Consider the following 14,429-nt stretch of genomic DNA (forward strand, 5'->3'; position numbering starts at 1 on the left):
GCTGAGCGGCGATGCAATCCGCGAGCGCAGGCCAGAAACCCGTCGTCCTGACGTTGCTCGGCGCCTATTGGCCGGGGAACGATGCGGCCGGTCCAAATCAAAGCTTCAAGGGCCTGGCGACCGCGTTGAAAGAGCAGTTCGACTTTCTCGTCGTCGCGCGCGACAGAGCCTTCGGCGCCGACAAGACGGCTGCTTCGACCGGGCGGTGGGTCGATTGCGGCTTTGCGCGCTTTTGCTATTGCGACGTTTCCCCGCTCACGGGCGCGATCGCGCTCGGCGAGATCATGCGTTCGACGCCTCATGACCTCGTCATGATGAACGGATTTTTCGACCGCGAGTTCACATTGCCCGCGCTCGCGATGCGGCATTTTGGACACGTGCCGCGCAAACCCACAATCGTTTCGGCGCGCGGTGAATTCGGATCAGGCGCCCTCGGCTTGAAATCGCTGCGGAAGAACATGATGCTGACGCTGACGCGCCGTGCCGGCCTGCATCGCGACGTCTGGCTGCACGCCACCGGGCCGGCCGAGGCCGCCGACATCGCGCGGGGCTATCCACACAGCAAGGGCGTGGTGGTAGCGCCGAACGTCCGGGTTCTCGGACCGCTCCCGCCGCGGCCTGAACGAGCAAGACAAGGAGCGGAACTGCGCCTCGCTTTCGTCGGACGAATCTCGCGCGTCAAGAATCTGGACTACGCCATCCGCACGCTGAGAGACGTGCGGACGCCGGTCACATACGACATTTTCGGGCCTGTGCAGGACGCCGACTACTGGGCGGAATGCCAGAAGCTGATCGCCGCATTACCGGCGCATGTTTCGGTGAGGCTGAAGGGCGAAGCGCCCAATGAGGAGATGACGCGCATCCTCGCCGGTTATGATCTCTTCTATCTCCCGACAAAGGGCGAGAATTTCGGACACGCAATCCTGGACGCGCTGGAGGCAGGCACGCCGGTGCTGATCTCCGACCAGACGCCGTTTCGCAATCTTGAGGCCGCGCAAGCCGGCTATGATCTGCCCCTCGAGGAACCGGCGCGCTTCTCCGCTGCAATTGACGCGTTCGGCGGCAAAGACCCGGAGACGCAAGACAAGTGGCGCAGCGCCGCCCGGGCCGCGGCGGAGCGGACGGTGCAAGAGAGCGACGCGCGCTCGCGGAATTTGGCCATGCTGAAAGCCGCCTTGAGGCAAATCGGAGATTAGCAATGGAAATGATACGCCGAACCGTGGACAAGACATCTGGGAGTTGCGGCGAATCCGCCTCTCTGCGCATTCTTTTTGAGGGTGCGCTTTGGAGTGGCAGCGACTCGTATGCGTATGTGCGGGCGTTGCGTCGGGCCGGACATTCCGTGACTGCCATCGAGGCGGCGAATTTTCTACCGACAGGATGGCGCTCCAAATGGCTGCGCGGCCTGCGCCGCATCCTGGAGCCTTGGCTCATTGCGGAATACGAGCGGGCGCTGATCGACATGGCCCGCCATCTGTCGCCGCAATTGTTCATCGGCTTCAAGGCCAATTACGTCACGCCCGCCGCGATGCATGTGATCAAAGATACGGGCGCGGTCGCGATCAATGTCTACCCGGATGTGAGCTTCATGGCGCAGGGTCCGCGGCTGCCGAAGACCCTGCCCTTATACGACTGGGTGTTCACGACGAAGACTTTCGGACTGAAGGATTTGGAGTCGACGCTCGGCGTCCGCAACGCCTCGTTTTTTCCACCGGCGTATGATCCAGAGGTTCATGCTCCCTGTGAGTTAGATGCGGCGGACCGCGCACATTACCAAGCCGATGTCTCGTTCATCGGAAGCTGGTCGCCGAAGAAGGAAATGGTGATGGCGGCCCTGGCGCAGGCCATGCCGGACGCTCGTATTCGTATCTGGGGCAACACATGGGATAGGGCTTCATCCGAGAGCCTTCGAAGCGCGATTGAAGGGCGCGTCGTGACTGGGCTCGAATACGCAAAATGCGTCCGCGCGTCACGCATCAATCTTGGGTTACTCAGTGAACAGGTGCAGGGGGCGTCGAGCGGAGATCTTATTACGCACCGGACCTTTGCAATGCCCGCCTGCGGAGGATTCATGCTCCACGAACGAACCGCTGAGATCACGCAATATTTCGAGGAGGGGATCGATTGCGCGCTATTCAGCGACAACGAAGACCTCGTCGCCAAAGCGCGGTATTACCTCGACCATGAATCTGAACGCGCCTTTGTGGCCGAAGCAGGCCGGGCTCGGGCGCTTCGCTCAGGATACTCCGTCGACGCACGCATTCAGGAGGTGCTCTCGCGGTTTGAAATCATCGCGGCCCGGAAGCGTCGCTCCTCAGGGGTTTCCGAATCTGACAACCCTTTCAACCGGGGAACAGGATGACGGTCCAAAGCGGGTTTCTTCAAGAACAGGGTGAAAGCTCTCGGCGCGACCGCTCGCTCGAGACGACGGGCGCGGAGTTTGCAGCGCTCAGTTGTCTGGCCGGCGCTTACGCGATCAGCGAAGGATTTTTGGGGCCGGAGAGCTATGATTCCGTGAACTTCTACGGACCTATGGCGCTCATGGCCATCCTGGCGCGGGGGGCATGGCGCATGCTCAGATCGAACTCCGCGAACATCTGGGCGGCGCTTTTCTGGTTTAGGATTTCCACGATCGTATACTTTGGATTTGGCCAGTTCGCGCCTTTTATCATGAACGATGCGTCGCTCCTCTATTTGAACAAATACTATGCGCCCCAGCCACAAGAGATATTAAAGCTCAATCTGTTGGTCGCCTTGGGCGTCATCGCAGTCCTTTTGGGCGCCCAAATTTACGCCAAGATCGCCCCTCCGCGGTTTCAACAGATGATGGCGACGCCGCAAGAACATGCGCAGAGCATGCGGCGGACCGGCTTGCTGCTTCTTTGCATTGGCGGCGCCATTAAATATCTCTATGTCTTTCCCCAGGCGATGGGCTGGACCACAGACGTGCTTCCCGGCGCTGTCGCGATGCTGAGTTCGCTATCGCTCGCCGGCATTTATTTGCTCACGCTGTGGGCGCTTTCGATACGTAACTGGACGGCATTGTTTTTTATTTCCACATTTGTCATCGTGGAAATGACATCCGGCCTTCTTTTGTTTACCAAGGCCGAAGCGATGCTTCCGCTGATCGTCTATCTCATTGCGATCATCTCACAAAAAGCATCGCTCCAAAGGTTTTTGTTGGCGGCGGCGTCCCTCGTTTTCCTGTTCATGTTTTTGGTGCCGATCGTTACCCAGGGACGAGATGAGATCAACCGCCGCAGCCCGGAGCGGGGCCAGGTCAGCATTGCCGAGCGTTTAGAAATTATCTGGAGCGTGGTGACTGCTCCCGAGCAGTTCGGGGAAGAGCAGAATAGCCTGCTGCGGATCAGTTATCTGAGCCCCGCAACATTTGCGATCGCGCGCTATGACGCCGGACAGCCGGCTGCGACTCTGGACCTTATTTGGGTGATCTTCATTCCTCGTTTCATTTGGCCCGAAAAACCAATACTTGATATTGGCAAGGCATTCTCCACCGAATACTCAGGAATGATACGAGAGAATTCGGTGGCGCCCGGAATTTTCGCCGATCTGTATTGGAGCATGGGGTGGTATGGCTTAGTATTTCTTGTCATGCCCTTCGGCTTATTGTTCGCTTATTTCTCGCGCTTTGCTCAGAAAGTTATGCATAAAGCACAATATACCTATATGCCAGTCCTTTTTCTCATGATGCGCTGGGGCCTGACGATTGACAACGCGACATTAGGCTTATTAGGAGGCGCCATTCTAATATTTGCGCTGCAAGCCCTCCTAATGCTCGTCGAGCGCGCAAGGTTAATCACTTCTGTTCGTGGCGCAACTATGCATGGAGCCCGGGAGTGTTAGAAACTCTATTTTGTAAACGAGCGCGGGGCCAGATCCATGCTTTGCAGGCGTTACGCGCAGGTACCACGAGATTCGTGGTCATCCTTTGGCCCGCGGCGACCGAGGACGCTCCACGCACAGCTTGGGTCGCAGTGCTGAAATTCGTCACAAAGTGCGGCTACGGCATCGCGTCGACGGCGCTTGTGATCGGCGGGACACTGTCAGATTGGCGCGCAAAGGTGCTCGGCGCCAGCATTGTTCTGTTATTGGGCGACGTGTCTTTTAGCATCTACCTCATCCATCACCCGCTGATTGGCCTTCTCTCCCACGCAATGAGTCACCGCGATACGTCTCCTCTTTTCGCTTGGACGGCTTTCGCCATAATGATGACGGCGAGCGCTGCCGCGGGCGTTGCTTTGCATATCTGGGTCGAGCGCCCTCTTATGAGCTTTTTCCGCAAACGCGCGCCCCTTTACAACACGGCAGGATCAACTTAATGACTTCATACATCCACAAGGCCTTCGCGCCGCTAAAGGACATTCTGCCGAAGGGTGCCTGGCAGCCCTTGCGGCAGTTGGGGACCGCGCTCTTCACCCCTTTGCGCTTCGCGTTCAAGACAGGGCATTTTCGCTCGAGCCTTCTCGGTAAGGCCTGCACGCCGGACGGCGAGCCGCAACCGTGGTATACCTATCCGGCTATCGACTTCCTTGCTCCCCGTGACTTCACGGGCAAGCGCGTTCTGGAATTCGGCGGCGGCCAATCGACGCTCTGGTGGTCGAAGCGCGCGGCGCGCGTGGTGACGGTCGACTCCGACGCAGATTGGGCCGCTTACGTGCGCGCTAACGTCGGCTCCAATGTCGAGGTGCATCACGTGCCGATAGATCGTACGACGCGCACGGTCGAGCCGATCCGCGAAATCATCAAAAACTCAAGTGTGGAAAAGTTTGACGTCATCGTCATAGACGGACATTTGCGCGAGGAGCTCGTCGCGTTGGCGTTCGACCATATTGCGCCAAACGGCGCCGTCATCATGGACAACGCCGAAGAATACCGCTTCGTTGAACTTCTCCGCGGCCGCAACTGCCGCCGAGTAGACTTCTTCGGTTTCGTGCCGGGGTGGTCGATGCGCAGCTGCACGTCGATCGCCTGGGTGAATGATTGTTTCCTTATCAGCGCGGACGCGCCGATGCCCGCCCCAGAGGTTGGATAATGGTCGATCAGACTGATTCCGCGCCTCAGATTCGGGACGCCGTCGACTGGCATAGCGGGATCGCCCTCCGATTCGACGAGGGTTACACGAAATCGGCAGCGTTCATGGAGCGCTTGGTCGTGTGGCGCGAGTTGATTGGACGATACGCCCGCCCCGGCGCCCGCGCCCTCGACGCCGGCTGCGGCAGCGGCGTGCTGTCTTTCGTCGCGGCGCAGCATGTGCGCTCGGTCCTCGCCTTTGACGCCAGTCCGGAGATGATCCGCATCGCGCGCGAAAAGCAAGCGCGATCGGGCGGAATCGAGAATGTGTCGTTTCGTGAAATGCGAATGGAAAATCTCCAGGCGTTGGACGGCGAGAGCTTTTCTCTCGTCATGTCGTCGAGCGTTCTCGAATATCTCGACGATTTTTGGGGCGCGATCGACGCACTCTCATCCTTGATGGCCCCCGATGGCGCGCTGATTTTCTCCGTACCCAATGTGCAAAGTCTGTATCGCCGTTTCGAGCGGACGATATTTGACATGACGGGACGGCCACGCTATCTCGCCTTCGTGAAATTCTGCTTCAACCATACCGAGATAGCTGAAGGTCTCAAGGCGCGCGGTCTTACGCCTGTCGATGTGCGTTACTATGCAGCCGCGCCGTTGTTGTCCGGTCCCGCGCGCGCGGTTGGACGAGCGGAATACGCCGACAACCTTATCGCATATGTCTGTCGAAAATCATGATTCTTGATTTCCTGTAATAGCGAAAAGTATGACGCCATGAACCCGTTCGCCCGCTTGGTCTTGGAGCTTGGTCAGCTGCGTCAATCGCTCGATATGGGGGATTTTCTCGGCTATTGCGCGGCTCTCGCGGGGAACGCGGGCGCCGTGGTCAAGTACCGCACGCTCGCGCCAGTGGACAAGGCGATGCGCGGCACGATCGCTTTCGTTGTTGAAGGCGTGCGCATTCTGGTGCCCCTCGACGCAATGGCCCGAATGTTGAACGGCCACGACGAGACGCCGACCTTTGGCGGCGCACGAGAGATGTACGCGAGCAATGTGTATCTCCGCGCGTTCCGCAAGGGACTGAAGGCCGACACGGTCGTCGATCTCGGCAGCAATCGCGGGCTTTTCCTGCTGCTCGGGGCGAAGGCTCTGGGCGCGCGCACGCTGGTGGGCGTCGAACCGCAGTCGTTCTACACGCCGGTGTTTGCGGCCGCAGCCAGCGCGAACGGCCTGCAGGCTGGCGATTACACGCGCTATGAGCGCTTCGCTTCGGCGACCCTGCGCGCCGATACGATCACCTTGCGGGAGATCATGGAGCGTCATGGCCTCTCGCGGATCGGCTTCCTCAAATGTGACATAGAAGGCGGCGAGTTCGACGTCTTCCTCGGCGATCCAGACGCATTGAGACAGGTCGACAACATCGGAATGGAGCTTCATCCGAAAGAGGGGGACGCCGATGCGCTTGTCCGGACATTGAAAGACATGGGCTTCACAGTCGTCGTCACCGATCAGTTCGCTAATTCCGTCGCGCCGGCGAAAGGGCACTATCTCTACGCCTCGCGGACCGGCGATCTCGCCTGAGCAGGGAAGCTGATGAATTTCTCGCCCCCGCGTCAGCCTTCGGATACTGCGGCGGAACGCCGGGCGCTGGCTGGCCGCCCCGTAACGCTCGGCTCGGCCTATCTGACGCCTGGCATGGGGGGCATTTCGCGGCTGGCGCGCCTGACCGCTTTCGCTGTCGCAAAGAGCGGGTGCGACCTGAGCCTGCTCTCGCTTCTCGATCCGCAGCCGGTGGCGTTGGACGGCGTTTCCGCCAGGCTCTGCAAGGGAAGCAAGGCCGCCTTCGCGGCGCGATGTCTCATCGACGCCCTGCGGCCCCGTCATTTCATCTATGAATCTGCCGGCGTTGCGCGGGGGCACGCGCGGCTTGGCCCCTTTACCCGTCCCTGCGCCCTCTGGATGTGCGGGATCGAGGTTTGGAGCGGTCTGCGCCCGCAAACGCACGCGACGCTGAGGCGCGCAGACGCGCGCTTCGCCATCTCTCACTTCACGCTCCAACGCCACCGGGAATTACATGGCGATCCCGGCCCGGCGTCTGTTTGTTGGCTGGCGACAGACGAGGACCACGCGCCCGACGTCGCGCCCGGATTCGGCGGTCCCCCGACAGCGCTGCTGCTCGGCCGCATCGACGAACTCTCAAGCTTCAAAGGACATGCGGAAGTCGTCGAGGCGTGGCCGAAAGTCGTTGCCGCCGTGCCGGAGGCGAGACTGGTGTTTGCGGGCGGCGGCGCCGGGCTTCCTCGCCTCAGGGAATTAGTGGCGCAATCGCGCGTCGCGAGCCAAATAGAGGTCAAGGGCTTTGTCGCCGAGGAGGCGCTGCCCGATTTATGGCGGCAGGCGCATGTGCTCGCCATGCCAAGCCGCAAGGAAGGGTTTGGCTTCGTTTACATCGAGGCGATGCGGCAGGGGCTTCCGGTGATCGCGTCGATCCATGACGCAGGCGCGGAGGTCAATCTCGACGGGGAGACCGGTTACAATGTCGATCTCGATCGACACGCGCAGCTTGCCGACGGCCTGATTGCGTTGTTGCGCGACCCGGATAAGGCGCGTGCGATGGGCCAGGCCGGCCAGCAGCGTTGGCGGGAGCACTTCCGCTTTTCGTCCTTCATGAAAAGATTCGAGCCGCTGCTCGCGAAATTCGTCGAGATAAATCCATGATGGCGCTCTCCCGTTTCGATCCCGGCGGTCTGGCGCTGGCCTTTTCGCAATCCGGTCGTTGCAGGGAATTCGGTCTCTTTCGCGCCGGGCGATGAAACAGGCCGGGGGGGGGGATCGCTTGAGTCCACGAGACGAAGCTGAGATACAACTCGACGGACTGATGGGGAACAATGTCGATCACGCCAATAGACAGAACGAGCGTCTCGAACGAACTTTACTGATACGCCTCGTGTCGGTAAAGTTTGGTGTCGATTTCACTTTCTGAGAGATTTGGATATGGTTGCGCCCGTTGATGCCGCCCGGTTGTTCGGCCGTTTTGTTCGGACGATCGCTTCCGACCCTCGGATTGCGAAAATGCTGGAGCCGGCGGCTCGCGGCGTCCGCTATGCAAACGAGAAGTTTGTTGAGGCCAAAAAATCGACCATGTCGGAGCAGCCGGCTGAGTCGAACCCTCTGCTAGGCTATTTCCTGGCCCATGAGGAGGGGCCCGGCATCTTCAAGGTCATGCATTATTTCGACGTCTATCACCGGCATTTCTCCCGTTTCAGAGGTAAGAAAGTGCATGTGATGGAAGTTGGCGTGTATAGCGGCGGCAGCCTTGGCATGTGGCGCGAATACTTTGGCCCGGACTGTACCGTTTATGGTGTGGACATCGAGCCTGCCTGCCTGTCCTACAAGAGAGATGGCGTCGAGATACTCATCGGTGACCAGGGAGACCCGAGCTTCTGGAAGCAGGTGAAGGAATCCGTGCCGGAAATTGACATTTTCATAGACGACGGGAGCCATTTCCCAGAGCACCAGATCGTGACGCTGGAAGAGATGCTGCCTCATGTCGCGCCGGGCGGAGTCTTCCTGTGCGAAGACGTCTACGGCTATCCTGCAGGATTCATCCCTTATCTTTTGGGGCTATCAAGTGCATTCTACAACGGGACGGACAATGATTTCCTTAAAGCCGTCGACTCGATCCACTTGTATCCCGCCATCGGCATAATCGAGAAGGCGGCGCGGTACGGAGAGCACCGGTCGCCGATGGAAGCGCTCCGTCGCGGCACTCAGTGGGCGCCATTCGACTCTTACGCGCGGAAGGGCCGGGGCCTCGCCTAAGCGCGCTAGGGCTCACGCGCTTTGACGGTTAGGGACACGCATGAACACTAGCGTCGCTCGATGCGTCAAATGGTCTGTCTCGACCGCCGAATATTTTTTTGGAGTGCTTGAAAGATTCGCGCGTCGGCGGGGAGCAGACGAGCTCGCATTGCTGCTTCTGAAAAACGTTGCCTGGACGACGGGCGCGCTGGCGTTCGAGAGGGGCGTTTCCCTCATCCTGGCGCTGTATGTGGCGCGGCTCTTGGGCGTCGAGCTGTTCGGCAAGTATGGCCTTCTTTTTTCAACCGTCGGGATCATATCCGGGCTCGCAGGCCTGCAGCTCGGACTAACCGCATCGGTCCATATCTCCCGTTACCGTAGCGTAGATCAGGCGAAGGCCGCTGCGGTCATGCGCCTTTGTGAGGCGGTGAGCTTCGGTCTTGCGCTCCTCGCGACAATCCTGCTCGCGGCGCAGCCGGCCTTAGTCGCGTCGCTTCTTTTCAATTCGTCGCAGGATGCGGATGTTATGGCGGCGGGCGCCGCTATTGCGCTCCTCTCGGTGTTGGGAGGCGTACAAGAGGGCATCCTGCAGGGATTCGAGGAGTTTCGTAAACTGACAATTGTTCGAGTTACAGTCGCGGTGAGCAACCTCTTGCTGCTATTACTCATCGCCCGGCCTCACGATCTGTTTTCGGTAGTTGTTGCGACGATCGGCGGCGCCGGTCTTCGCGTCACTATGTTGTTCCTTTTCAAGGAGCAGACATTACGCCGGCACAAGCTCCGAACGAACATGGCCGCGATGTGGAGGGTGCGCCATATCATCATGAATTTCAGCGTGCCGTCGCTCCTGACGAGCCTGACCGGGCTCTCAAGCTGGTATGGCATGCTGATCCTCGGCAAAAGCGCCGAAGGATTCAAAATGTTGGGCTATGTCACGGCAGGAACTCAGTGGCGGGGCACGGTGTTGTTCGTCACATCGGTTCTGGCCACCGTTGCGATCCCCATGATGAGCCGTATGCTCGGACTAGGCGACACCGCGGGAGCCAGTCGCCTCCACAACATCAATCTTCGACTGAACTTGTTCACCGGACTTGTAATAGTCGCATTGACGAGTCTTCTATCGCCGCTAATCCTGCAGGCTTATGGCAGTGGTTTCAGCGAGGGCCGCTTGCCGTTTATCCTGATTGTCGCATCGACAGCGCCGGCGGCCTATGCAAACGTCTTTCTGCAATATCTCGTTAGCAGTGGGCGGATGTGGGAAACGTTGGCTTGGCAGGCTGGCCAAAACGCACTCCTGCTCATATTGATGGCAATTATCGTGCCCACTTTCGGCGTCGTGGGCTTCTCTTTAGCCACGCTTCTTGTTGCCGCGGTCTTTGCCGTCGTCATCCACCTCTGCCTCGTAGATCAGATTTCTGGAGCAGTTGGGAAGAATGTCAATTCAGAATTCTGACGTGTTTTCTCACGCGGTTTCGTTGTGAAGCTAAGGTATCGCGCTCGCGTTCAGCATTGGTCTCGGCGCGACAGACAAGTTGGATGAGATGATGGCCGCAAACGACATTTTTTCGGATCGCGTGATCGCAGCGGCGGGAACCGATCCCCTCGTCGTTCTGGACCTCGGCGCCCGCGGCGCCGTCGACGGCGACTTGCTCGCCCTGGCCCCGGCTGTTTCCATCATCGGTTTCGAGCCGGACCCCGAGGAAGCCGCGCGTCTCGCCGCCCAACAGAAAGGCCCATGGCGCGAACTCCGAATCCTGCCCTTCGCCATCGGACGCGCGCGCGGTCTCGCGACGCTCCACGTTCCGCGGGAACCGGAGGGCGCCTCCCTTCTCCCGCATAACGACGCGATGATCGAGCAATTCGGACACGAAGGGCTGCACCGCACGATCAAGAAGATCCCGATCGAAGGTCTCTCCCTCGACGACCTCGAGAGCGACGCCGGAGTCTGCAGCGTCGATTATCTGAAGATCGACATCGAAGGCGCCGAATTGGATGTTCTCGAAGGCGGCGCCAAAATGCTGGCGAACGCGAAAGTCATCAAGGTCGAATGCTCTTTCCTTGAGCAGCGCCTCGGCCAGCCTCTCGCGGCGGAAGTGATATGCTGGCTGGCGGAACGCGGTTTCGATCTGATCGACATCCGCGCCATTCATCACTGGCGCAGGCGCCCGCTGCCGTCCCACCCCTATTCCATAGGCTTCGACTTTCCCTACTCGCGCGGGCGAATCGCGCAGGCCGACTTTTTTTTCCTGCGCCGCCTTTCGCCCGACGCGCCGGGACGCGACGTCGCCACCGCTACGCTCATCCTTGCGGCCATCGGCCATATCGATCTCGCCATGACGGTGCTGCGCCGTTGTCCATCTGGAGAAAGCTGGTGGCGCGAGCACGGCGTGGACATCGAATCGGAACTCAAGGCCGCGTCGGGCGCGCTCGGACGGAAAGAGCTGCGGGCCGCGATCGCGGCCCAAATCCGGGGAGCCGTTCCGCTTGTGAAATCCTGGTTTGGGCTTTTGAGCTTCCGGGCTCCAGAACATCGGTACTGACGAATGTGCGGCATTGTCGGCGCGATCACTCGTGAAGGCTCGGGTCCCCGCGATCTCACGGACGCCCTTACCCTCATGTTCCATCGGGGACCCGACGGATGCGGGCAATGGGGCGAAGCCTACTCCGAGCGCCACGCCGTCGCGATCGGCCATCGCCGGCTTTCCATCATCGACCTGTCCGACGCCGCAAGCCAGCCCATGGTCGACGTCAGTGGACGCTACTGGCTAACGTTCAACGGCGAGATATACAATTACATCGAATTGCGCAACGAACTGAAGGCGATGGGCGCGCGGTTCCGAACCGCGTCGGACAGCGAAGTTATCCTCGAAGCCTACAAGGTCTGGGGAACCGACTGCGTCACGCGGTTCAACGGCATGTATGGGTTTGCGATCTGGGACACATCGGCGCGCCGCCTCTTCGCTGCGCGGGATCGCTTTGGCGAAAAGCCCTTCCTGTTCGTCGCCAAACCTGAGCTCTTCGCCTTCGCCTCCGAATATAAGGCGCTGCTGACGATGCCCGGCGTCTCGCGCGCGCACGACGATTTTCGTCTTCTGCGATTCGCGACGAATCCGTCGACCGGCCTCGACGGGGAAGGCAGACAGTCTTCGACGATATTCATCAGCTTCTGCCGGGCGAAGCGCTGGAGATCGGTCTCGACGAAGACAAGCCGCGCATCTGGCGCTATTACACGCCGCGATTCGACGCCACGCGCGCTCAAAAGTCCGACGCGGATATTTTCGCCGAGTTTCGCGAACTCCTCTTTGACTGCGTCCGCCTGCGGATGCGCAGCGACGTCAAAGTCGGCTCCTGTCTCTCAGGCGGCCTGGATTCGAGCGCCATTGTCTGCATCGCCCGCCGCTTACTCGGCGATGACGCCTCCTACCATACTTTCACCGGCCATTTTCCGGGCACGGACGCAGACGAAGCTCATTTCGCCAGGATCGTCGTCGAATCGGAAGGTGTCGAAAATCATCTCGTGGAGCCGACTGTCGACCGCTTCATAGACGAATTGCCGAATTTCATGTGGCTGAACGAACTGCCGGTGGGCGGGGCGAGCCAATTCGCACAATGGTGCGTCTTCGATCTCGCAAAGCAGCATGGCGTCACCGTCCTCCTCGACGGGCAGGGTTCGGACGAGCTCCTTGGCGGGTATGAAACTTATTTCCGTCTCTACGTGCAGGCCCTCGCGGAAACGGGTGATCTGGACCGCCTCAGCCGCGAGCGGCCGGAAATTGTCGCACGCTACCCTGGCGTTCTCGCCACGCCCGCTCAGAGCCTGAAAGAGCGCATCCCCTACCGACTGCGTCACATGCTCGCGCGACTGTCCGGCGCCGGCAGCAGCATCCTTTTCGGGATGCGCCCCGATCTCGCCGCATTGATCACCGAAGCTAATACACGCGAGCGCGTCGATGGATTTCACGCGCTTTCAAGCGCGCTCGTCGAGGATAGTTTCGGCCGCTTTCTGACGACGCTGCTGCGTTACGGGGACCGCAACTCCATGGCGCATTCGCGAGAGGTACGCCTACCCTTCTGCGATCACCGCATCCCCGATCTGGCGCTGTCTCTCCCGCCGCACCTGCTGATGGGCGAAGCCCAGAACAAGCGTTTGCTGCGTGAAGCCATGCGCGGGGTCCTGCCCGAATCCATTCGCACCCGCTGGCGAAAACAGGGGTTCAATCCGCCCACGGACCTCTGGCTGAGTTCGCCAAGAATGCTGACGCTGGCGCGGGAGACTTTCTCCTCCGATTCATTCCGCGCGTCGCCTTTTTGGATCGCCCCGGTCTGGGAGCGGCTCCTCAGCCGGATAGAGAAAGGCGAACGGGGACTCGGTTGGACGCTGTGGCAGCCGCTGATGTTTGAATTCTGGAGAAAATATTTCCTCGAGGCCCTGCCGACGAGCGCTCATACAGCGGAGGCGTGTCGGATGCGCGCATATTCAGAACAATAGTTGCACGGAAATGTCCTTTCGCAGGTTCGATCTCTGCGAGATCGTCTCTTCTCAAAAAGTGAGCAGGCAAAGCTCGCGCACTGTATACAACCGGATAAGGACCTTCGCGATGAACATCCCCAATTTCTTGTTGCGACTTCAGTATCAGTCTTCTTATTCTAAGAAGACAAGATGCGCCATTGGCTGTGTATGCTTAAGCCTCGCGAAGTAACACATCACCTTGTTACACGAGTTGTGAAGTGAGAGGGGAGTTATCAGCATGTTCAGCCAACAAGCGCGTCACACGTTGCTCCAGAAGCTGTTCTGGAATTCTGCCGGCGCCGCTCTCGTGCGCCATCTTATCCGATATGAGACGCTGTTCGACACGGTCGTTCGAAACTATTCGCTTATCACGGGCTCCAACGGGGAGCGGTGGCTCTCGACTCTCATAGACGAAACGCCCGTCGTGTTCGATGTCGGATTCCACGATGGCACGTCCACGGACGAAATTTTCAAGCTTCGCCCCAAGGCGCATGTCTATGGCTTCGATCCCTCGAGGTTCGGAGCCGAGAGCTATGCAAAGCGCTTTAAGGACGATCCCCGCGTGACTTTTTCCAATGTCGCGCTGTCGGAAAAGCCAGGCGAGTTGCAGTTTTTCGACTATGAAAATATGTGCAACAGCCTTGCCTCGCGCAAGGAAATGCCGGGCGCCGTTCCGACGGTTTATACCGTTCCTGTCACCACGCTCGACGCGTTCTGCAGCTGCAGGGGGATCGAGCACATCGATATGATGAAGATCGACGCCGAGGGCTACGACCTGAACGTGCTCGAAGGCGCAAGCGATCTGCTTAATCGCCAAGCCATCGACATCTTCATGTTCGAATTTGCGAGCGGTTGGGCCGCGAGCAAACGGTACCTCTGGGAAGCCGTCGAGTTCATGGAGCCTAAGCCATATCGCTTGTTCCACCTCTTCAACGGTTTCCTTTGTCCGCTCGTCTACGACATACGCAATGACAGCTGCACGACCCGGTCGGCCATGTACGTTGGGGTGAGCGATAAGCGCCTGGCGCGCGGCGATATCCCAATGCGCGATTATCGATTCTGAGATAAGCACCACTCTGCA

Annotated in this window: 13 protein-coding genes and 1 pseudogene; all 14 read left to right on the top strand. The window is 59.5% G+C overall.

Annotated elements, in window-relative coordinates:
* Positions 1-11 precede the first annotated feature (11 nt).
* The 14 genes and pseudogenes from BN69_RS11855 to BN69_RS11920 all read left to right on the top strand — a co-directional run bounded on the left by BN69_RS11855 (position 12) and on the right by BN69_RS11920 (position 14,411).
* On the top strand, positions 12-1,196 hold the full coding sequence (locus BN69_RS11855; protein ID WP_014891855.1) for a glycosyltransferase: 1,185 nt from the start codon (positions 12-14) through the stop codon (positions 1,194-1,196).
* A 2-nt stretch (positions 1,197-1,198) separates the two neighbouring features.
* Positions 1,199-2,362, top strand: coding sequence for a CgeB family protein (locus BN69_RS11860; protein ID WP_083858747.1), 1,164 nt, complete (start codon positions 1,199-1,201; stop codon positions 2,360-2,362).
* Positions 2,359-3,864 (top strand): hypothetical protein, encoded by a 1,506-nt coding sequence (locus BN69_RS11865; RefSeq protein WP_014891857.1) that lies wholly within the window; start codon positions 2,359-2,361, stop codon positions 3,862-3,864. The genes BN69_RS11860 and BN69_RS11865 overlap by 4 nt, the downstream gene beginning before the upstream one ends.
* Positions 3,858-4,340 (top strand): acyltransferase family protein, encoded by a 483-nt coding sequence (locus tag BN69_RS11870; protein WP_014891858.1) that lies wholly within the window; start codon positions 3,858-3,860, stop codon positions 4,338-4,340. The genes BN69_RS11865 and BN69_RS11870 overlap by 7 nt, the downstream gene beginning before the upstream one ends.
* Complete coding sequence (locus BN69_RS11875) at positions 4,340-5,053, top strand: O-methyltransferase (protein ID WP_014891859.1); 714 nt, start codon at positions 4,340-4,342, stop codon at positions 5,051-5,053. The genes BN69_RS11870 and BN69_RS11875 overlap by 1 nt, the downstream gene beginning before the upstream one ends.
* Positions 5,053-5,775, top strand: a complete 723-nt coding sequence (locus BN69_RS11880) for a class I SAM-dependent methyltransferase (protein ID WP_041926953.1) — start codon at positions 5,053-5,055, stop codon at positions 5,773-5,775. Before BN69_RS11875 ends, BN69_RS11880 begins: the two co-directional genes overlap by 1 nt.
* Positions 5,776-5,811: 36 nt before the next feature.
* The gene (locus BN69_RS11885) at positions 5,812-6,618 is read left to right on the top strand and encodes an FkbM family methyltransferase (RefSeq protein WP_014891861.1); all 807 of its coding nucleotides are present in this window, start codon (positions 5,812-5,814) and stop codon (positions 6,616-6,618) included.
* A gap of 12 nt (positions 6,619-6,630) precedes the next feature.
* A complete protein-coding gene (locus BN69_RS18510; protein ID WP_014891862.1) occupies positions 6,631-7,755 on the top strand; it encodes a glycosyltransferase family 4 protein in 1,125 nt (374 codons plus the stop codon).
* A 276-nt stretch (positions 7,756-8,031) separates the two neighbouring features.
* A complete protein-coding gene (locus tag BN69_RS18515; protein WP_014891863.1) occupies positions 8,032-8,859 on the top strand; it encodes a class I SAM-dependent methyltransferase in 828 nt (275 codons plus the stop codon).
* 148 nt (positions 8,860-9,007) lie between these two features.
* On the top strand, positions 9,008-10,291 hold the full coding sequence (locus BN69_RS11900; protein WP_041926954.1) for an oligosaccharide flippase family protein: 1,284 nt from the start codon (positions 9,008-9,010) through the stop codon (positions 10,289-10,291).
* 88 nt (positions 10,292-10,379) lie between these two features.
* Positions 10,380-11,378, top strand: coding sequence for an FkbM family methyltransferase (locus tag BN69_RS11905; RefSeq protein WP_041926955.1), 999 nt, complete (start codon positions 10,380-10,382; stop codon positions 11,376-11,378).
* 75 nt (positions 11,379-11,453) lie between these two features.
* Positions 11,454-11,876: pseudogene (locus BN69_RS19865) on the top strand (asparagine synthase (glutamine-hydrolyzing)); the annotation flags it as partial.
* Between the two features lie 284 nt (positions 11,877-12,160).
* Entirely contained in the window at positions 12,161-13,327 is a 1,167-nt protein-coding gene (locus BN69_RS11915; RefSeq protein ID WP_083858749.1) for an asparagine synthetase B family protein, read from the top strand.
* Between the two features lie 259 nt (positions 13,328-13,586).
* Positions 13,587-14,411: an FkbM family methyltransferase gene (locus BN69_RS11920; RefSeq protein ID WP_014891868.1), complete on the top strand. Its 825-nt coding sequence runs from the start codon at positions 13,587-13,589 to the stop codon at positions 14,409-14,411.
* The last annotated feature ends 18 nt before the right edge of the window (positions 14,412-14,429 follow it).

The organism is Methylocystis sp. SC2, assembly GCF_000304315.1.
Lineage (GTDB): Bacteria > Pseudomonadota > Alphaproteobacteria > Rhizobiales > Beijerinckiaceae > Methylocystis.